Below are 20020 nucleotides of genomic sequence, written 5' to 3' on the forward strand. Positions count from 1 at the left end.
GTCGCTCATCCGCCGGCCTTGAGGGTGGTGAGGCCGGAGGCGACGCTGCCCGCGACCGTGCCGGCGACGGCGGCGGTCTCGCCGGCCGGGCGCCCGGCGGCGAGGATGCGGGCGATGCCGAGGCCGCCGGCCCGGGTGATCTGGCCGCTGACCTGCTCGGCCATCATCGACTTCCAGTACGAGCCGGCGGTGCCCTTGCCGAACACCGCGGTGGCGTTCTTCGGCAGCATCGACTCGATGAAGTTCTGCAGCACGAACGCCTCGAACTGCTTGTAGGGACCGCCGGCCTTGGCCCCCGGCCCGGCCGTGGCGGCGCCGTTCTGGAGCGTCGTCAGGGTGCCGCGGGCGTCCGACGGCATGTGCGTCGACAGGCCGGCCTCGCGGATCGCGTCGTCGAACGTGCCGGCGGTCCCGGTCGTCGACAGCCGCGACGCCGCCTCCTGGTAGCGGGCGGGGTCGGCGGCGCGCGCGACGTCCAGCACGATGTCCGACAGCGGTTTGATGCTCATGGCCGGCCCTGGGGCGTGAACGAGAATCCGACGAGCGGGCCGCGAGCGCCGGGGCGGCCCCTCCCCTCCCGTCTAGCCGGGCTGGCTTGAGGGAGGCTTGCGCCCCGGCCGCTACTCGGGCGCGCGCGCGCGCCGGGCGACGATGGCGTCGAGGCGCTCGAGGGCCTCGCGGCGCTCGTCCTCGCGCCGGCCCTCCGCCGCGAGGTGCACGACGCGGCGCTCGCTGCGCTTCTGCTCCAGGGCATGCTCCCGCGCCGCCGCCTCCTGGCGCGCCGCCAGCGCGTCGGCCGCCGCCGCGTCGCGGGCGAGCGCCTTGAGCCGTCGGGCGGCCGCGTCGAGGAAGAGGCCGTGCAGCGGTCCCTCCTGCGACAGCCGGGCCATCAGCTCGGCCTCCGAGTCGCGGATCGCCGCGGCCTGCCGGCGGGTCGCGGCGAGCTCCCACTCGGCGGCGCGGCGCATCTGCTCCTGCACCGCCAGCAGCCGTTCGACCCGGGCGAGGCGGTCCTTGGCGCTCACCCCTCAGCCCCGCCGCAGCCAGGACGCGTAGGCGGTGAGGAACTGGGTCATGAACTCCGTCGAGGTCGCGTAGAGCAGGAGCAGGCCGCCGGCCATCAGGAACGGCGTCGCGATGAAGAACACCGGCACCTGCGGCGTGAGCTTGTTGGCGAAGCCGAGCGCGAGGTTGACGACGATCGAGTAGGCGATGAACGGCGAGCCGATGCGCAGGCCCATCACGAACACCGCGCCGATCTGGTCGGTGACCTGGACCAGCGACGCCTGCGCGCCGAGCCCGCTGCCGGGCGGGATGCGGTCGTAGGAATCGACGATGCCGCGCACCAGCTCCCAGTGCAGGTCGGCGGCGAACGTCAGCGCGGTCGCGGCGAGCATCAGGAGGGCGCCGAAGCCCGGGACCGGCTCGCCTTCGAGGGGCGTGCCCGGGATGACGCCGAAGCCCGCCGCCGTCGCCATCGCGGTGACGATGCTCTCGAGCACGAACAGGAAGATCCGCCCGAGCAGCCCGATCACGAAGCCGGTCAGCGATTCGACGACGATCCAGGCCAGGGTGACCGCCGGGACCTGATCGGAGAGCCGGGCCTGGAAGCCGGGCAGCACGACGGGGGCGACGGCGAGGGAGACCGCGAAGGCGACGAACAGCCGGATCTGGGCCGGGATCCGGGTGCTGGAGAAGCCCGGCACCACCATCAGGCAGGCGCCGATGCGGCAGAAGATCAGGAACGCCGCCAGCACGGTGTTCTGGCCGAGCAGCGCGAAGGCGCTCACGAGATCGTCCCGAGGGACTTGATCTCGACGCCGCGGGCGATCTCGAGGTGCGACAGCACCGGAAGGGTCGGGAACATGCGCTCGACGATCATCCGCACATAGGGCCGGGCGTCGGGCGCGGTGACAAGGGCGAAGCCGTGGGTCTCCTTCTGGCGGGCGCGGATCGCCGCCGAGGCCTCGGTGCCGAACTGCTCGACGAGGCGCGGGTCGATGTCGAACTCGACCACCTCGCCCTTGGCGTCGCGCTTGAGGCTCTGGTGGAACGACAGGTCCCAGCGGCTGCCGAGGCGCAGCACGCTGAGCACCCCGTCCTCGGCGAGGTCGCCGCAGATCTGCTGCGCCACCCGCATCCGCACGTGCTCGGCGATCTGCTCGGCCCGGCGCGCATGCGGCGAGATCTCGGCCACCGCCTCCAGGATCAGGTGCAGGTTGCGGATCGAGACCCGCTCGGCGAGCAGCAGCTTGAGCACCGCCTGGAGGCTCGACTGCGAGATCTGCGACGGGCAGATCTCGTCGAGCAGGCGCTTGTACTCGGGGTCGAGGCGGTCGATGAGGCCGCGCATGTCCTTGTAGGACAGGAGGTGGGGCAGGTTGTTGCGGATCACCTCGGACAGGTGGGTGAGGATCACCGAGGCGCCGTCGACCGGCTCGAGCCCGGCGCGGCGGACCTCGTGGCCGTAGGATTCGAGCACCCACAGCGCCTTGAGGCCGAAGGCCGGCTCGCGCACCTCCTCGCCCGGCACGTCCGGCATCGGCCCGTCGCCGACCACCACCAGCACCTCGCCGGGCCGGGTCTCGTGGGTCGCCGCGAGGGTGCCGTGGATGCGGATCTGGTAGGAGCGCGGCGGCAGCGACAGGCTGTCGGTGAGCTTGATGTCGGGGACGACGAAGCCGTACTGGATCGCGAACTTGCGCCGCATCTTGGCGACCCGGTGGCCGAGCTCGGCGCGGGAGTTCTGGAGCTGGCCGGAGAGCTGGCGGCCGAGCAGCAGCTCGACCTCCGGGGTCTTCAGCGCCTCCTTGACCGAATCGCGGGCGGTGGCCTGGCTCTTCGCCTCCTCCTCCTCGGCGAGCCGGCGCACCGCCTCGGCCTCCTCGGCGGCGCGCCGGCGCGGGATGACGACCGCGACGAAGCCCATCAGCAGGCCGAGCGCGGTGAACGGCACCAGCGGCAGGCCCGGCACCAGGGCGAACACCCCCATCAGCCCGGCCGCGACCATCAGGGCGCGGGGATAGGCGCCGAGCTGGCCGAGCACCGCCCGCTCGGTCGAGCCGCGGGTGCCGCCCTTCGACACCAGCAGGCCGGCGGCGAGCGAGACGATGAGGGCGGGAATCTGCGAGACGAGGCCGTCGCCGACCGACAGCTTGGTGAACACGTCGGCGGCGGTGGCGAGCGCCATGCCGTGACGGGTGGTGCCGATGATGATGCCGCCGAAGATGTTGACCGCGATGATGATGAGCGAGGCCACCGCCTCGCCGCGGACGAACTTCGAGGCGCCGTCCATGGCGCCGAAGAACGCGCTCTCCTCCTCCAGCTCGCGCCGCCGGCGCTGCGCCTCCTTCTCGTCGACCAGCCCGGCATTGAGATCGGCGTCGATCGCCATCTGCTTGCCGGGGATCGCGTCGAGGGTGAAGCGGGCGCCGACCTCGGCGATGCGGGTCGCGCCCTTGGTGATGACGAGGAAGTTGACCGTGATGAGGATCGCGAAGACCACGATCCCGATCACGAAGTCGCCGCTCATCACGAACTGCGAGAAGCCCTGGATGACGTGGCCGGCGGCGTCGACCCCGGTCTGGCCGTTGGCGAGGATCAGCCGGGTCGTGGCGATGCCGAGCGCCAGCCGCAGCAGCGTGGCGATGAGCAGCACGGTCGGGAAGGCGGAGAATTCGAGCGGCTTCTGGATCCAGAGCGCGACCATCAGGATCAGCACCGACAGGGCGATCGAGAAGGCGAGCCCGACATCGATGAGCAAAGCCGGCACCGGCAGGAACAGCACCGCCAGGATGCAGACCACGCCGACCGCGAAGCCGACGTCCCGCCTCGAGCGCGGCTCCACCGCCGCCACCGCTCCCAGCACCGCCATCCCGGACACGCCCCCGCTCACCGACGCCGGCATGATCGGCCCGCAAGCTTGCGCGAGCCTCGCGGCGATCAGAACCCGGTGACGATCCGGCCGTAGGTCGCCTCGGTGAAGGCGTAGATCTGGGTGCCGACGAACGATCCGGTCATCAGCAGCACGAGCAGGATCACCAGGATCTTCGGCACGAAGGTCAGGGTGACCTCCTGGATCTGGGTCAGGGCCTGGACCAGGGCGACCACGATGCCGACCGCCATCGCGGCGCCGACCGCGGGGCCCGACCCGATGATGACGGTCCAGATCGCCTGGCGGACCAGTTCGAGGGCGTCGACCTCGTTCACGGCCGCCTCCCGCCCGGGCGCGTCGGGCGCCTCCCGCCCACGCGCGTCACGCCCACGGGCGTCACGACACCACCACGCCGGAGCCGAGGAGCAGCTCCCGGCCGTCGGCGAGCTGGGCCACGGCGCCGTCGCTGGTCAGCTTGACCGAGGCGACCGCCCCCGCGACCGTCCCGTCGGCCGAGGTGACGGTGCGGCCGATGATGCCGTCGGCCTGCGACAGGTAGGACGACGACAGCAGCGAATCGAGCTTCTGGTTCATCTTGGTGCTCTGCTCGACCTCCGAGAAGGTGGCGAGCTGGCCCATGTAGTCCGTCGAGTCCATCGGCTTGGTCGGATCCTGGTTCTTGAGCTGCGCCAGGAGCAGCTTCAGGAACGCGTCGGAGCCGAGCGACGACATCGCGGCGCTTCCGGCCCTGGTCGCGGTGCCGGCGGTGCTGGTCGTCGTGGCCGCGGTCGTGGCGGGGACGGTGGTCATGGGCGGGCTCTCTCGTCGCGGGGATCGCGCGGCGCCGGCGGCTCGCGCCGGCGCCGAATCGGTCGTCCGCGCCGCCAGGATATCAGGCGGCGCGGGTCGGGGTCTCGGGCATCGACGGCGCGCCGCCGGCGAGCACCGTGGCCTCGGCCGGATAGAGGCCGCGGATCACCTTGAGCGCCTCGAACGGCCGCTCGGCCTCGATCATCGCCGCCGCGTTGCGCAGGCCGTGCAGGATCTCGGCGTTGACGAAGGTCGCCATCAGCGCCGCGTCGAGCCGGCGGTAGACGGCGCGGGCCTCCTCGGCCCGGGCGGGCTCGATCAGCATCGTCTGCGCCGCGAAGTAGAGCTGGCGCAGGGGCGTCGTCGCCTCCTCGGGCTGGATGACGTGGTTCTCCAGGAGGAAGGTGGCGTCGTTCATCAGCTCGATCGTCACCTTGCGGTCGACCCGCAGCACGGCGCCGTTGATGAACACGCGCTCGCCGGCGCGCAGGGAGAGGTTCATCCGCCGGGTCACCGCAGGCCGTCCCGGATCGTGCTGTTGACCTCGATGAGTGCCGCGAGGCTGCGCGTGGGCGTGCGCAGCACCTCGCTCGCCTCGCGCATGCTCCACAGGCCGATCGAGACGAGATCGGCCCGCAGCCCGTCGGGCAGGCCGTTCTCCGGGCTGATGAGGTCGTCGATGAGGATGTCCCACAGCCGGTGCAGGAAGCTCACCGCCTCGCCGCGATCCTCCAGCCCCGCCTCGTCGGCGTCGGCGGTGCGCAGCAGGCCGATCGCCCGGTCGAACGCGGCGCGCTCGCGCTCGCGGCAGAGTTCGGAGGAATCCTCGAGGATCTCGGAATAGGAGAACCGGTACATGGTCGATGCTGCCTCGCGTGGGTCAGGCCCGCGGCGCCGTTGCCGGCGCCGCGCGGTGCTCCGGCGCAGCGCCGGCGAAAGGGTGTCGGGCGGGCCGGCCGCGGGTCGCGGCCTCCCGGAGCCCGGGAACCGTGGTCATCGCTCCCCCGTCACAGGTAGTTGACGAGGCTGAGCTGGCGCAGCTGCGCCGTGAGGTTGTAGGACACCTGGATCTGCTGCTGGATCAGCTGGCCCCGGGTGATCGCCGCCTGCTGGTCGACGCCCTCCAGGTCGTTGAGCTGGGTGGCGAGCAGGGCGCGCTGGGCGCCCATCCGGGTGTTGGCGGCGGCGACCATCGCCTGCGAGCGGCCGAGATCGGCCTGCACGTCGACGAGCCCGTCGCTCGCCTTGCCGAGCAGGCCGATGACCCGGTCGGTGACGAGGGTCTGGACCTTGTCCGAGAAGGCGGTCGCGCCGAGGTCGGAGGCCATGACGTAGGCCATCGCCAGCATCCGCACCGGCGCGCTGTTGGCGGTGGCCGAGGTCGTGACCGTCTCGGTGGTCGAGATGCGGCTGGTCAGGACGTCGCTCGACGCCGACGACCAGTCCGCCTTCCAGCCGGCCTCGTCGAACAGGTCGGCGAAGGCGCCGTCGAGGAACGCCGCCATGTCCGCCTCGCTGATCGAGGCCGCCCGCGGATCGCCCTGGGGGAAGCCGAAGGCGAGGTCGAAGGCGTCGGCGACCTTCGCCTTGGCCGCGTCGGCGTAGTCCGCCACCGGCTTCTGCTGCGCGTTGGTGCCGGCGAACAGGTACTGGCCGCCGCTGGCCTTGTTGAGCCCGGCGGTCAGGGCCGCGAGCTGGGTCGCGGCGGTCTCCTTGATCGCCGCGGCGCGCTGGCTCGGCGTGGTCCCGACCAGGGTCGCGAGCACCGAATCGGCCGCCTTCTGCAGGTCGCTCAGGCTGGCCTGGGTGGTGCTGAGCCGAAGCGACACGAGGCCGTTGCCGGTCTTGAGCCCGTCGATCTCCTCCATCTCCCGGCGCAGCGCGATGCCGAGGCCGACGCCGTTGCCGAGCGCCAGCCCGACATCGGCGTAGCGGCCGTCGACGCTCTCCTGGTTGGCCTTGGCGAGCTCGCTCTGGAGCTTGCCGAGACCGGCCCGGGACGAGTTCCACAGGGTCAGGGTCGAGATGAAGCTGGTCTGCATGGCCTCAGTTCACCGCGTTGAGCAGGATCTTCATCAGGTCGTCGATCACCGAGATCAGCTTCGCCGAGGCGGAGTAGGATTGCTGGAGCTGGAGCGTCCGCGCGGTCTCGTCGTCGGTGCTGACGCCGGTGGCGGCCGAGAGCGCGCCGGAGGCCTGGTTCAGCAGCGTGGTCTGGTAGTCGACCTCGCCGGTGGCGGTCTTGCGCCGGGCCTCGATCCAGCCGGCCGAGGTGGTGGCGAAGTCCTGGAGGGTCGCGGCGCCGCCGATCCCGGTGGCGGCGGCGTAGGACCCGGTGCCCTTCAGGGTCTTCACCAGGGCGTCGAGGCGGCCGGAATAGGCCGCGTCGGTGCCGGCCGCGGCCGGGTTGGCGCGGTAGCCGGCGCCGTTCATGCCGCCGTCGCGCAGGGTGGCGAGGCTGCCGCCGGCCGCCGGATCGGCGGCCGGGTTGATCCGGATCGCGGTGGCGAGGCCGGCGTCACTCCCGGGCAGCACCGCGGCGCCGCCGGTGGTGAACACGCCGGAGGTGAACAGGCCGGCGCGGGCGGGCCCGGGCGGGGTGGTGGTGCTGGTCTCGGCGAAGGCCCGGATCAGCGTGCCGGCCATCGCGTCGAGCTGCGCCTCGTAGGTGGTCGCGACCGTGTCGCGCAGCTCCGCCAGCCCGGCGATGCGGCCGCCCTGCAGCGGCATCGGCGAGCCCGGGCCGGTGACCGCGACCCCGTCGATCATCACCGCGGCGCCGACCGTGCCGGGGTTGTAGACCGCGGTCGCCGCGAAGCTGACCGTGCGCGCCGCCCGGTCGAACAGCGGCACGCCGCTGTCGGTGTAGACCGCCAGATCGCCGCCGGCGCGGGCGACGGTGGTGATGCCGACCTCCTCCGACAGCTTGGCGAGGATGCGGTCGCGGTTGTCGAGGTCGTCGCTGATGTCGCCCCCGCTCACCGTCCCCTTCATCACCGCGCGGTTGGCGAGGTCGAACTGGGCGAGCAGGTCGTTGATCCGGGCGACCGAGTCGCGGATCGCGGTGTCGGCGTCGCGGCGCACGGTCTGCACCGCGCCCGCCGCCCGGTTGAGGCTGCCGGCGAGGTCGCTCGCCCTGTCGAGGAGCGAGCGGGCGAGGTCGCCGTTGTCGGGGGCGTTGGCGGAGGATTGCAGGGCGGTGGCGAAGGCCGCGACCTTCGCCGCCGGCGAGGCCGCGTCGTCCGGGTCGCCCACCGTCTGCTGCAGGCTGGTGAGGCCGCCGAGCAGCGCCTCGCGGCTCGCCAGCGACGAGGTGCCGTCGAGCATGCGGGCGAACAGGGCGTCGTCGCTTGCCCGGCGCACCGCCACCGAGGCGCCGCCGCCGCCCGAGACCACGGTCGCGACCTTGCGCGAATAGGTCGGATCGGTCGCCCCGGCGCTGTTGCGCGCCGAGACCGCGATCTGCGTCGCGTTGGCGAGCAGCGACGAGCGGGCGGTGTTGAGGGCGAGGGAGAGACCCATCGACAGGTTCCGGAGCAGGGGTGAGCGGCGGGTGAGCCGGCGGAGGCTACCGCTTCAGGTTCATCAGGATCTCGAGCAGGTCGTTGCCGGTCGAGAACACCTTCGAGTTGGCGGTGTAGACCGTCTGCGCCTCGATCATCGCGGTCAGCTCGGTGCTGACGTCGACGTTGGACGCTTCGAGCGAGCCCGACTTGACCTTGCCGAAGCCGCCGGCGCCGGCGAAGCCGATCTGGAGGTCGCCGCTGGTGGTGCTGGTGGTGTAGACGTTGCCGGCCTTCGGATCGAGGTTGTCGGGGCTGTCGACCGTGGCGACCGGCACCTTGAACGCGGCGAGGCGGCTGCCGTCGTCGTAGACCGCGTAGACCGTGCCGTCGGGGTCGAACTGGGCCGACTTCACCGCGCTCGGCGCCTTGCCGTCGGCGGCTCCCTTCAGGCTGTAGTCGCCGGCGAGGTTGGTCAGGGTGCTGAAGTCGAACGACAGCGTGCGCCCGCCGACCGGGATGCCGATATCCGTGGTCGTCAGCGCGCCGCCGCCGGGGGCGGTCGCGGTGGCGAGCTGGCCGCTGGCGTTGAAGCCGAGGGTCGCGGTCGCCAGCCAGGCGTTGCCCGACGCGTTGTAGACCCGCGCGGTCCAGTTGTTGGCGCCGTTGTTCGTCATGTAGACGTCGAGGGTTACCTTAGCCCCCTGGGGATCGTAGGTGAGGATCGAGGTCTTCTTGGCGTAGCCGTAGGTCGTCGCCGTGCCGCTCTCCGTCGAGGGCGGCGTCGTGGCGGTGTTGGTCGCGGTCGCGTCGAGGTTGCCGCCGAACAGGCCGGACTTCGATGCCGTCGCCTGCATGGCGAACTGGTTCATGTTGACCGGCACCAGCCCGTCGGTGCTGTTGAGGGTCGGCACCGCCGGACCCGTCGAGAGGTCGTACCCGGTCAGGGCGAAGCCGGCGGCGTTGACGTAGTTGCCGGACTCGCCGTCCTTCACGAAGTTGCCGGCGCGGGTGAGGACCTTCACGCCGGCCGGGTCCTGCACGACGAAGAAGCCGTTGCCCTCGATCGCGAGGTCGCTCGTCGAGGTGGTGGTGGTGTTGACCCCGCCCTCGGTGACCGCGCGCCGCACCGTGGTCTCGACCGCGCCGGAATTGTAAGTGCCGGTGGCGCCGCCGTCGACGAGCAGCGACGAGAACTCGGTCGAGGCGCGCTTGTAGCCGGTGGTGCCGGAATTCTGCACGTTCTCGGCGACGGTGCTGATCCGGTTGGTCTGCGCGCCCATGCCCGACACGCCGGTGCGGAGCACTCCCAGGAGACTCATGTCGTGACCTCGATATTCGGAGACTGGCGGTGATTGAGGGGGTGTTCGGCTTGTGCGGGGCTGGAGCGGGCGGTCACCGGAGCGCCTCCGCCAGTTCGAGGAAGGCGTCCCGGCTCGGGCCGTGGGCGGGCTCCTGGCGCAGGGCCTCGTAGACCCGCGGCACCAGCGCGACCGCGTGGTCGAGTTCGGGGTCGGCGCCGCTGCGGTAGCCGCCCATCAGGCGCAGGTCGCGGGTCTCCTCGAACCGGGCCATCATGCTGCGCAGGCGCCGCACCAGCTCGCGCTGCTCGGCCGTCCAGACCTGATCGGCGAGGCGCGAGATCGAGCCCAGGGTGTTGACCGCCGGGTAGCGGCCCTGGTCGGCGATGGCGCGGTCGAGCACGACGTGGCCGTCGAGGGTGCCGCGGATGCTGTCGGCGACCGGGTCGTTGTGGTCGTCGCCGTCGACGAGGACCGAGAACAGGCCGGTGATCGTCCCCTGCCCGTCCGGACCGGGCCCGGCCCGCTCCAGAAGGCGCGGCAGGTCGGAGAACACGCTCGGCGGGTAGCCGCGCGCCACCGCCGGCTCGCCGGCCGCCAGCGCCACGTCGCGGGCGGCGTGGGCGTAGCGGGTGACCGAATCGACGATCAGCAGGACCGACTCGCCGGCATCCCGGAACGCCTCGGCGACGGCGAGGGCCGCCCGCGGCGCCTGCCGGCGCATCATCGGGCTCTCGTCGCCGGTGGACACCACCACCACCGCGCGCGCCCGGCTCGGGGCCAGCGGTCCCTCGAGGAACTCGCGCACCTCGCGGCCGCGCTCGCCGACGAGCGCCACCACGACGCTGTCGAAGCCCTCCGCCCCGGCCAGCATCGCCAGCAGGGTCGACTTGCCGACGCCCGAGCCGGCGAAGATGCCGATGCGCTGGCCGGCGCAGAGCGGCGTGAACAGGTCCAGCGCCCGCACGCCGGTGCGCACCGGGCGGCGCACCCGGGCCCGGCTCATCGCCGGGGGCGGGGCCGCGTCGAGGGGCATCGCCCGCTCGCCCGCCGGCAGCGGGCCGCCGCCGTCGATGGGACGGCCGAGCGCGTCGATCACCCGGCCCTTCCAGCCGGGATGCGGCCGCAGGGCGGCCTCGCCGAGGCGGAACGCCCGGGCGCCGATCCCGGCCTCGATCCGGGCCTCGAACGGCTTGAGGGTGACCCCGCCGGCCTCGATCCGCACCACCTCGCCGACCTGGACGCGGCCGTCGGCCTCGATGCCCATGCGGTCGCCGAGCCGGACGAAGGCCGCGACCCCGCCGACCCGGCAGGCGCTCGCGGTCACCTCCTGCACCGGGCCGCCGACGCGCACCAGCGGCAGGGCCTGCCGTTCGGAGAGGGCCGCGCCGAGGCGCGCGAGGGCGTCGCTCATCGGCTCAGCTCGACGGCCCGAGGGTGCGGATGGCGTTGGCAAGCGCGTTCTCGCTGTCGCCGGTCAGCGTCGCGGCCTGCTCGAAGGTGCGCTGGATCATGATGAGCTTCGTCATCTCCAGGACCGGATTGACGTTGGCGCCCTCGGCGTAGCCCTGGAGGACGCCGATCCGCGAGAAGTCCTGCACCGCCGTGCCGGGCACGCTGGAGGCCACGGCACCGCTCGCCGCGCGGCTGAGCTTGGCCTGCGGGTCGAGGGTGAACACGCCGATCGTGCCGACCTGGTTGCGGTTCTGGACGATGCTGCCGTCGCGGCCGATCATCACCGGGCCGCCCTGCGGGTCGAGCAGGATCGGCGCGCCGCCGGAATCCAGCATCGGCTGCCCGGCGACGCTGAGGAGCTGGCCGGTGGCGTCCATCGTCATGCGGCCGTCGCGGGTGTAGAGCGGGCCGTTCGGCCCCTGCACCGAGAGCCAGGCGTCGCCCTGCACCGCCACGTCGAGGGGTGCGTCGGTGCGCTTCGCCTCGCCGGCCCGGCGCGAGATGAAGGTCTCGCCCGGGGACGCGAACGCGACCGGGCCGGCCCCGGCCTCGGCGAGCAGGGTCTCGAACCGGGTCTCCTCGGCGCGGTAGCCGCCGGTCGCCATGTTGGCGACGTTGTTGGCGACGGTGTTGAGCCGCTTCTCGAGGGCGATCTGGGCCGAGAGGGCGACGTAGAGGCCGTTCTGCATGGGTCTCCTAGCCTCCGGTCCGCACGCGCACGGCGCTCAGCAGCAGGTTGGCCCCGATCCCGGCCCCGGAGGAGCCGAACAGCGCCAGCAGCGGCGAGGCGGTCGCGTTGTTCTGGGCGTCCCACACCGCGGCGAAGCGCCGGACGAAGGCGTCGAGCTTCCTGGGGTCGGAGAAGCTCTTGAGGTCGATCTTCTGCTCGATCAGCCGCGCCCGCGAGGCCAGCGCCTCGGCGCTGGCGCCGGTCATGGTCGTCAGCCCCAGCACCGTGTTGACCACCTGGGTCAGCGCGGTGTCGCCGAGGATCTGGTAGCCGCTGGTCAGGGTCGGGCCGAGCCGCGCGAAGTACAGGGCGAGGCGCACCCCGGTATCCTCCTCGCCGGCATCGGTTTCCAGCGACTGGCGCAGATAGGCGCTGGTGGCGGCCCTCACCGTCGCGTCGGGGCCGTTGTCGACGCCGAAGCCGATGTCGAGACCGGTCCGAGTCGCGGCCGACCGGTCGATGTTCTGGACCTGGATCGTGCGACCGGCACCGACCGCCCCGTAGGCGCGGTCGGCGTCGACGCCGGTGCCGCCGAGCCGCCCGTCGGCGCCGAGGTCGACCGTGTCCGTCGTGGTGAAGACGAGGCGCCCCACGGCGTCGAGCGAGGCCCTGACCGCCCCCTGGAGGTTGGCGTTGCCGCTGGCGTCGATCTGCGCGTTGATCGCCCCGACCAGTTCGGCCGGCGTCACCTTGGCGAGGTTCGCGGCGACGTCCTTCAGAGTCGCGGCGTTGAGCACGATCGTGCCGGAGCGGGTGGTGTCGGCGTCGAGATTCGTCGTCAGCCGGAAGCCGACCTCGGCGGTGGTGCTGAAATCGAGCGTGTCGGCGGACCCGAACAGGCGGGCGCCGGTCACCTGCGCCGCCGACCCGGCGGTGGCGGCCCTCGCCCGGACCGAGGTGTCGGGATCGTCGTCGATGCCGAAGCCGATGTTGAACGCCGATTGCAGCAGCGACGAGCGGTCGGTGTTGCGGATCAGGATCGTCCGCTCGGGCGCGTTGCCCGCGTACAGGGTCCTGTCGGCCGCCGCGCCGGTGCCGCCCGCCTTGCCGTCGGACCCGAGATCGACGAGGTCCGTCGAGGTGAAGACGAGACGGCCCTGCGGGTCGTAGGAGGCCGCGACCGCACCCTTGAGGTCGGACGCATCGACCGCGGCGTTGACCGCCTTGAGCAGTTCGTCGGAGGTCACCTTGGCGAGATCCGCGACCTGTCCCTTCAGCGTCGCGGCGTTGAGGACGATCCGGCCGCTGCGGACGGTGGTCGCGTCGAGATTCGTCGCAAGGTCGAAGCTGACCTCGTCGGTGGTGCTGAAGTCGAAGGTGGCGGCGGTCACCAGATCCTGCGATCCGGTCGCCCGGGCCGGCCCGACGATGCTCGGCACCGCCGTCTTGTCGGGCTCGCCGGCCGCACCCACGCCGAAGCCGATATTCATCGTCTTGGCACCGGCCTGCCAGAGGCTGCTGTCGTTGGTGCGGACCCGGATCGTCCGCTCCATCCCATCGGCGGCGAAGACCCTGTCGGCGTCCCGGCCGGTGCCGCCGGCCTGGCCGTCGGCGCCGAGATCGACGGTGTCCCGGGTCGCGAAGACGAGGTGGCCGGAGGCATCGAGCGACGCCTCGACCGTGCCCTTGAGGCCGCCATCGCCGGTGGCGTCGATCTGGTCGTTGATCGCCCGCAGCAGTTCGGCCGGCGTCACCGCCGCGAGGTTCGCGACGCGGCCGGTCAGGGCGGCGGCGTCGATGACGATCCGGCCGGTGCGCAGGGTGGTCGCGTCGAGATGCGTCGTCAGGTCGAAGCTGATCGCGCTGGTGTCGGTGAAATCGAGTGTGGTGCCGGCCGGAAAGCTGCGGTTCCCGACCACGCGGGCCGGCCCGGCGCCCCCCACCTGCGCCGTCACGTCGGGGTCGTTGCGCAGGCCGAAGCCGATGCTGATTCCGGTCTGGGCCGGCGCCGAGCGGTCGGTGTTGTGGATCCGGATCGTCCGTTGCGGCGCATCGCCGGCATAGGTCCGGTCGGCATTCGCATCCGTCCCGCCGGCCTCTCCGTCGGCGCCGAGATCGACGACATCCGTCGTGGTGAAGACGAGGCGGCCGCCGGTGTCGAAGGAGGCCGCGACGGCGCCCTTGAGGCCGGCCTGGCCCGAGGCGTCGATCTGGCCGTTGATCGCCTTCAGCAGCTCGGCCGGCGTCACCCTGGCGAGATTCACCGTGACGTCGTTCAGGGTCTCGGCGTTGAGGACGATCTTGACGGTACGGGCGGTGGCCGCGTCGAGATTCGTCGTCAGCTCGAAACTGACCTCGCCGGTGGTGCTGAAATCCAGCACCTCGTCCTGGGCGAAGACCCGGGACCCGATCGCCTGGGCCGGTGCCCTGCCGCCGGCCTGCGCCCTGACGTCGGGGTTGTTGTCGACTCCGAAGCCGATGCTGATCCCGGTCTGGAACGGCGACGAACGGTCGGTGTTCTGGATCTGGATCGTCCGGTCCGCGCCGGTGGCGGCGAAGATCCGGTCGGCGTCGCGGCCGGTGCCGCCGACCCGGCCGTCGGCGCCGAGATCGACGAAGTCCTTGGTGACGAAGACGAGGCGGCCATCGACGTCGAGGGCGGCCTTGACGGTCCCCCCGAGCGCGGAGGCGTCGATCTGGGAATTGACCACGCGGACGATCTCGTCGGCGGTGACCCTGGCGCGGTCGCTCACCGCGTTGGCCAGGGTCCCGGCATTGAGCACGATCTTGCCGCTGCGGGCCGTGTTGGAATCGAGGTTCGTCGTCAGCACGAAGCTGACCTCGTTGGTGGTGCTGAAATCGAACACACCGGTGCCGTTCTGGCCCTCGGTCAGGGGACGGCTGCCGGTCGCGGTCGCCGGCCCGGCGTCGGCGAACGTCGGCGAAATCGGATTGTAGGCGAGGCCCTCTCCGGTGTCGCGCGCGCCCCAGCCGCCGGTGACGTTGAACGCCCTGGCGAAGTCCCGGTAGCGGTTGTCGGACAGGCGGTTGGCGAAGCTGGAAGGGTCCGCCACGCCCTCGTTCAGCACCCGGCGCATGAACGCCTTGGCGAAGATCATGTCCTCGAGGCCGTAGGCCTTCATTGCGTAGGTGTAGAGCCGGGTGTTGGCGAGGAACTCGTCGACGGACTTCACCTTGCCGATATTGGCCTCGAAATACGCGGTCTCGCGGGCGATCAGGGGCTCGGCCGCCTTGCGCTTGAGCGCGGTGGCGAGATCCTTCGAGATCAGCGCGTAGTTGGTGAAGGTCGACACCACCCGGCCCGCTCCTGGTTTGCGATCGATGCGCCGGCCCGCGGCCGTCGGGGGTCCCGGTCGTTCGCCGCCCCGGCGGCGAGTGAGCTTTAGGAAGCGAGCCTTGTCTCAGGCTTGCCCGGCCTCACGGCCGCGGCGTCGTGATGACGGTCTCGGTGGTGACGACGAGCCAGCCGGGGCCGGAGGGCCGGATCGACAGGACGCGGCCGGCGCCCGGCAGCAGCATCCCGGGCGCGACCACCCGCAGGCCGTCCGGTCCCTCGACGGTCGCGACCCCCTCCAGGACGGCGCGCACGACGTAGCCGCGTCCGAGCGGCTCGTCCGCCGGCCGGATCTCGCTGCCGAGCGGGGCCTCGACGGCGGGGCGCTTCGGCAGCGCGCCGGTGACGGTCGGTTCGGCCTCGGCCGGCACGACGCCCCGCTTCCAGGTCATCAACCCGGACGGCAGCGCCCCGTCGCTCGCGATCGCCGCGCGGCCCGCCCCGCCGATCGTCCAGGCGGCGAAGCCCGAGGACGCGGCGGCGAGCACCAGGGTGATGGCGAACACCGCCCGTTCGAGCGCCGCGTCGCGGTCCCGCCGGCGCGCCTCGGCGCCCGCCGCGGGCCGGCGCGAGGCCGCGCCCGGCGGGTCGGAACGCGACAGAGGGGAAAGGTTGACCGAAACGGAAGGCATGCCGGACGCGCGCTCGGTGGCGTGGTCCTTAAGATTGGCCGAAGAGCCTTGACGATCGGTTAACCACTCGGGCGGAGCGCCCGAACGAAAAGGGCCCGCGCCGCCCGATGGCGACGCCGGCCCTTCTCAGTAGGAAGGGCTCCGCCCGAGGGCGGAACCCGGTTCGTCACTCGGCGGCGGGCAGCTGCTCGACGCCGCTGTCGGAGGTCTTCTGCGCCATGATGAGGTCGTCGCGGCGGCGCGCCACCGACTTGATGTCGGAGATCATCGCGCCGGTACCCGCCGGGATGAGCGAGCCCACGATGACGTTCTCCTTCAGGCCCTCCAGCGTGTCGACCTTGCCGTTGACCGCCGCCTCGGTGAGGACGCGGGTGGTCTCCTGGAACGAGGCCGCGGAGATGAACGACTTCGTCTGCAGCGACGCCTTGGTGATGCCGAGCAGGACGGGCACGCCCTGGATCGGCTTCTTGCCCTCGGCGAGCAGCTTCTCGTTCAGGTCCGCCAGTTCGGTCCGGTCGATCTGGTCGCCGCTGAGGATGTCGGAATCACCCCCGTCGGTGATCTCGACCTTCTGCAGCATCTGCCGGACGATGACCTCGATGTGCTTGTCGTTGATCGACACGCCCTGGAGCCGGTAGACCTCCTGGATCTCGTTGACGAGGTAGGCGGCGAGTTCCTCGACGCCCTTGATCGCCAGGATGTCGTGCGGCGCCGGGTTGCCGTCGACGATGAAGTCGCCGAGCTCGACCACGTCCCCGTCCTGCAGGTGGATGTGCTTGCCCTTGGGGATCAGGTACTCGACCGGCTCCGACCCGTCATGCGGCGTCAGCGTCAGGCGGCGCTTGTTCTTGTAGTCGCGCCCGAACGAGATCGTGCCCGACTTCTCGGCGATGATCGCCGCGTCCTTCGGACGGCGCGCCTCGAACAGCTCCGCCACCCGCGGCAGACCGCCGGTGATGTCGCGGGTCTTGGCGCTCTCCGACGAGACGCGGGCGAGGATGTCGCCGGCCTTGACCCGGGAGCCCGGATCGACGCCGATGATCGCCTCCACCGGCAGCAGGGCACGGGCGTCGGCGCCGCGGGGCAGCTTCAGCACCTTGCCGCTCTGGTCGTGGATGACGATTGCCGGACGCAGGTCGGCGGTCCTGGCCGAGCCGCGCCAGTCGATGACGACGCGCTTGGCGATGCCGGTCGACTCGTCGGTGGTCTCGGTGATCGACTGGCCGTCGATCAGGTCCTCGTAGGCGACGACGCCGTCCACCTCGGTCAGGATCGGCCGGGTGTAGGGATCCCACTCGGCGATGCGCTGGCCGCGCTTGATCGTGTCGCCCTCGTCGACCCGGACGCGGGAGCCGTATTGCAGGCGGTGGACCGCCCGCTCGGTGCCGTCCGGTCCGACGATCACCACCGCCACGTTGCGGCCGGTGGCGATGAGGTCGCCGTCCGAGTTCCGGGCGAGGCCGCGGTTGCGGATCCGCACCGTGCCCTCGAAGCTCGACTCGATGAAGGACGAGTCGGCGATCTGGGCCGCGCCGCCGATGTGGAAGGTGCGCATCGTGAGCTGGGTGCCCGGCTCGCCGATCGACTGCGCCGCGATGACGCCGACGGCCTCGCCCATGTTGACGGGCGTGCCGCGGGCGAGGTCGCGCCCGTAGCAGGTGGCGCAGACGCCGTTCTTGGTCGCGCAGACCAGGACCGAGCGGATCTTCACCTCCTGGATGCCGGCCTTGGTGATCGGCTCGAGGTGCTTCTCCTCGATGGTCTGGCCCTTGGCGACGATGATCGTGCCGTCCTGCGCGACCAGATCCTCGGCGGTGGCGCGGCCGAGGATGCGGGTGCCGAGCGACGCCACGACCTGACCCGCGTCGATGATCGCGCGCATCCGGATGCCGTTGTCGGTGCCGCAATCGACCTCGCGGATCACCGCATCCTGCGCCACGTCGACGAGGCGGCGGGTGAGGTAGCCCGAGTTCGCGGTCTTCAGGGCGGTGTCGGCGAGGCCCTTGCGGGCGCCGTGCGTCGAGTTGAAGTACTCGAGCACGTCCAGGCCTTCCTTGAAGTTCGAGATGATCGGGGTCTCGATGATCTCGCCCGACGGCTTGGCCATCAGGCCGCGCATCGCCGCGAGCTGCTTCATCTGCGCCGGCGAGCCACGGGCGCCCGAGTGGCTCATCATGTAGATCGAGTTGACCTGCTTGTCGGCGCCGTGCTCGTCCTTCTGCACCGACGAGATGCGGTTCATCATCTCGCCCGCGAGACGGTCCGAGCACTTCGCCCAGGCGTCCACGACCTTGTTGTACTTCTCGCCCTGGGTGATCAGGCCGTCCTGGTACTGCTGCTCGTAATCCTTCACGAGCGCGCGGTTCTCGTCGACGATCGCCCACTTGTTGTCGGGCACCACCATGTCGTCCTTGCCGAACGAGATGCCGGCCTTGAACGCGTGCGAGAAGCCGAGACCCATGATGCGGTCGCAGAAGATCACCGACTCCTTCTGACCGCAATGGCGGTAGACGGTGTCGATCATCGCCGAGATCTCCTTCTTGGTCATCAGCTTGTTGACGACGTCGAAGGGCACCTTGCGGTGCTTGGGCAGCACGCTGGACAGGATCACCCGGCCCGGCGTGGTGTCGTAGAGGCGCGAGACCGGCTCGCCGTCGGGGCCGAGGCCCTTCCAGCGCCACTTGATCTTGGTGTGCAGGGTGATCGCCTTGGCGGCGAGCGCGTGTTCGAGCTCACCGAGATTGCCGTAGACGCCCTGCATCGGGTTCTTCGGGTTGTTCGGCTTGAACTCGCCCGGCATCCCCTCGGCGACGATCGAGAGGTAGTACAGGCCGAGCACGATGTCCTGCGACGGCACGATGATCGGCGCGCCGTTGGCCGGGTGCAGGATGTTGTTGGTCGACATCATCAGGACGCGCGCTTCGAGCTGCGCTTCCAGCGACAGCGGGACGTGCACGGCCATCTGGTCGCCGTCGAAGTCGGCGTTGAACGCGGCGCAGACCAGCGGGTGGAGCTGGATCGCCTTGCCCTCGATGAGCTTGGGCTCGAACGCCTGGATGCCGAGGCGGTGCAGCGTCGGCGCCCGGTTGAGCATGACGGGATGCTCGCGGATCACCTCGTCCAGGATGTCCCAAACCTCCGGCTTCTCCTTCTCGACGAGCTTCTTCGCCTGCTTCACCGTGGCCGAGAAGCCCTTGGCGTCGAGGCGCGCGTAGATGAACGGCTTGAACAGTTCGAGCGCCATCTTCTTGGGCAGCCCGCACTGGTGCAGCTTCAGCTCCGGCCCGACCACGATGACCGAGCGGCCGGAATAGTCGACGCGCTTGCCGAGCAGGTTCTGGCGGAACCGGCCCTGCTTGCCCTTCAGCATGTCGGCGAGCGACTTCAGCGGGCGCTTGTTGGCACCCGTGATGACGCGGCCGCGCCGGCCGTTGTCGAACAGCGCGTCGACCGCCTCCTGCAGCATCCGCTTCTCGTTGCGGATGATGATGTCGGGCGCGCGCAGCTCGATCAGCCGCTTGAGGCGGTTGTTGCGGTTGATGACGCGGCGGTAGAGGTCGTTGAGGTCCGAGGTCGCGAAGCGGCCGCCGTCGAGGGGCACGAGCGGGCGCAGGTCCGGCGGGATCACCGGCACGACGGTAAGGATCATCCACTCGGGCCGGTTGCCCGACATCTGGAACGCCTCGATGATCTTGAGGCGCTTGAGCAGCTTCTTGGGCTTCAGCTCGGAGGTGGTGGTGGCGATCTCCTCGCGCAGGTCGGCCGCGATCTTGTCGAGGTCGAGTTCCTGCAGGATGCGCCGGATCGCCTCCGCGCCGATCATCGCGGTGAACGAATCCTCGCCGTACTCCTCCTGAGCGCGCAGGTACTCCTCCTCCGACAGGAGCTGACGCTCCTTGAGGGGGGTGAGGCCCGGCTCGATGACGCAGTACGACTCGAAGTAGAGGATGCGCTCGAGGTCCTTGAGCGCCATGTCGAGCAAGAGGCCGATGCGGCTCGGCAGCGACTTCAGGAACCAGATGTGGGCGACGGGCGCGGCGAGTTCGATATGGCCCATGCGGTCGCGGCGCACGCGCGCGAGGGTAACCTCGACGCCGCACTTCTCGCAGATGACGCCCTTGTACTTCATGCGCTTGTACTTGCCGCACAAGCACTCGTAATCCTTGATCGGTCCGAAGATCCGCGCGCAGAACAGACCGTCACGCTCCGGCTTGAACGTGCGGTAGTTGATCGTCTCGGGCTTCTTGATTTCGCCGTAGGACCAGGACAGGATCTTCTCAGGCGACGAGATCGAGATCTTGATCTGGTCGAAGCTCTGAGGCTGAGCCTGCTGGTTGAAAAGATTCATGACCTCTTGGTTCATGATCGGCTCCTGTGAGCGGGGAAGCCCCTGGGCCGGGGGCCGCCGCCGTGCGGCTCA

16 protein-coding genes are annotated in these 20020 nt (G+C 71.0%); all 16 read right to left on the bottom strand.

The window, feature by feature from the left end:
- Positions 1-5 precede the first annotated feature (5 nt).
- The 16 genes from EOE48_RS06590 to rpoC all read right to left on the bottom strand — a co-directional run bounded on the left by EOE48_RS06590 (position 6) and on the right by rpoC (position 19963).
- Positions 6-509 (bottom strand): rod-binding protein, encoded by a 504-nt coding sequence (locus tag EOE48_RS06590; RefSeq protein WP_127727985.1) that lies wholly within the window; start codon positions 507-509, stop codon positions 6-8.
- Positions 510-620: 111 nt separating this feature from the next.
- Positions 621-1025, bottom strand: coding sequence for a hypothetical protein (locus EOE48_RS06595; RefSeq protein WP_127727986.1), 405 nt, complete (start codon positions 1023-1025; stop codon positions 621-623).
- A 3-nt stretch (positions 1026-1028) separates the two neighbouring features.
- The gene (gene fliR / locus EOE48_RS06600; RefSeq protein ID WP_127727987.1) at positions 1029-1790 is read right to left on the bottom strand and encodes a flagellar biosynthesis protein FliR; all 762 of its coding nucleotides are present in this window, start codon (positions 1788-1790) and stop codon (positions 1029-1031) included.
- On the bottom strand, positions 1787-3874 hold the full coding sequence (flhA, locus tag EOE48_RS06605; RefSeq protein ID WP_127727988.1) for a flagellar biosynthesis protein FlhA: 2088 nt from the start codon (positions 3872-3874) through the stop codon (positions 1787-1789). Before flhA ends, fliR begins: the two co-directional genes overlap by 4 nt.
- Before the next feature lie 68 nt (positions 3875-3942).
- Complete coding sequence (gene fliQ, locus EOE48_RS06610; protein WP_127727989.1) at positions 3943-4209, bottom strand: flagellar biosynthesis protein FliQ; 267 nt, start codon at positions 4207-4209, stop codon at positions 3943-3945.
- 61 nt (positions 4210-4270) lie between these two features.
- On the bottom strand, positions 4271-4684 hold the full coding sequence (gene flgD / locus EOE48_RS06615) for a flagellar hook assembly protein FlgD (RefSeq protein WP_127727990.1): 414 nt from the start codon (positions 4682-4684) through the stop codon (positions 4271-4273).
- 82 nt (positions 4685-4766) lie between these two features.
- Positions 4767-5186 carry a flagellar biosynthesis repressor FlbT gene (gene flbT / locus EOE48_RS06620; RefSeq protein WP_127727991.1) on the bottom strand — a complete coding sequence of 140 codons (420 nt, stop codon included), beginning with the start codon at positions 5184-5186 and terminating at the stop codon, positions 4767-4769.
- 8 nt (positions 5187-5194) lie between these two features.
- Positions 5195-5542: a flagellar biosynthesis regulator FlaF gene (flaF, locus tag EOE48_RS06625; RefSeq protein ID WP_127727992.1), complete on the bottom strand. Its 348-nt coding sequence runs from the start codon at positions 5540-5542 to the stop codon at positions 5195-5197.
- A 149-nt stretch (positions 5543-5691) separates the two neighbouring features.
- The gene (locus EOE48_RS06630; protein ID WP_127727993.1) at positions 5692-6726 is read right to left on the bottom strand and encodes a flagellar hook-associated family protein; all 1035 of its coding nucleotides are present in this window, start codon (positions 6724-6726) and stop codon (positions 5692-5694) included.
- A 4-nt stretch (positions 6727-6730) separates the two neighbouring features.
- The gene (gene flgK / locus EOE48_RS06635) at positions 6731-8206 is read right to left on the bottom strand and encodes a flagellar hook-associated protein FlgK (protein ID WP_127727994.1); all 1476 of its coding nucleotides are present in this window, start codon (positions 8204-8206) and stop codon (positions 6731-6733) included.
- Positions 8207-8252: 46 nt separating this feature from the next.
- Positions 8253-9509 (bottom strand): flagellar hook protein FlgE, encoded by a 1257-nt coding sequence (locus EOE48_RS06640; RefSeq protein ID WP_127727995.1) that lies wholly within the window; start codon positions 9507-9509, stop codon positions 8253-8255.
- Positions 9510-9582: 73 nt separating this feature from the next.
- The gene (fliI, locus tag EOE48_RS06645) at positions 9583-10902 is read right to left on the bottom strand and encodes a flagellar protein export ATPase FliI (protein ID WP_127727996.1); all 1320 of its coding nucleotides are present in this window, start codon (positions 10900-10902) and stop codon (positions 9583-9585) included.
- Positions 10903-10906: 4 nt separating this feature from the next.
- Positions 10907-11632: a flagellar basal-body rod protein FlgF gene (flgF, locus tag EOE48_RS06650; RefSeq protein ID WP_127727997.1), complete on the bottom strand. Its 726-nt coding sequence runs from the start codon at positions 11630-11632 to the stop codon at positions 10907-10909.
- Positions 11633-11639: 7 nt separating this feature from the next.
- The gene (locus EOE48_RS06655; RefSeq protein WP_127727998.1) at positions 11640-14927 is read right to left on the bottom strand and encodes a DUF1217 domain-containing protein; all 3288 of its coding nucleotides are present in this window, start codon (positions 14925-14927) and stop codon (positions 11640-11642) included.
- Positions 14928-15051: 124 nt separating this feature from the next.
- Complete coding sequence (locus tag EOE48_RS06660) at positions 15052-15600, bottom strand: hypothetical protein (RefSeq protein WP_127727999.1); 549 nt, start codon at positions 15598-15600, stop codon at positions 15052-15054.
- A gap of 166 nt (positions 15601-15766) precedes the next feature.
- Positions 15767-19963 (bottom strand): DNA-directed RNA polymerase subunit beta', encoded by a 4197-nt coding sequence (gene rpoC / locus EOE48_RS06665; protein ID WP_127728000.1) that lies wholly within the window; start codon positions 19961-19963, stop codon positions 15767-15769.
- Between the last annotated feature and the right edge of the window lie 57 nt (positions 19964-20020).

The sequence above is a fragment of the Methylobacterium oryzihabitans genome, assembly GCF_004004555.2.
GTDB classification, from domain to species: Bacteria; Pseudomonadota; Alphaproteobacteria; order Rhizobiales; family Beijerinckiaceae; genus Methylobacterium; species Methylobacterium oryzihabitans.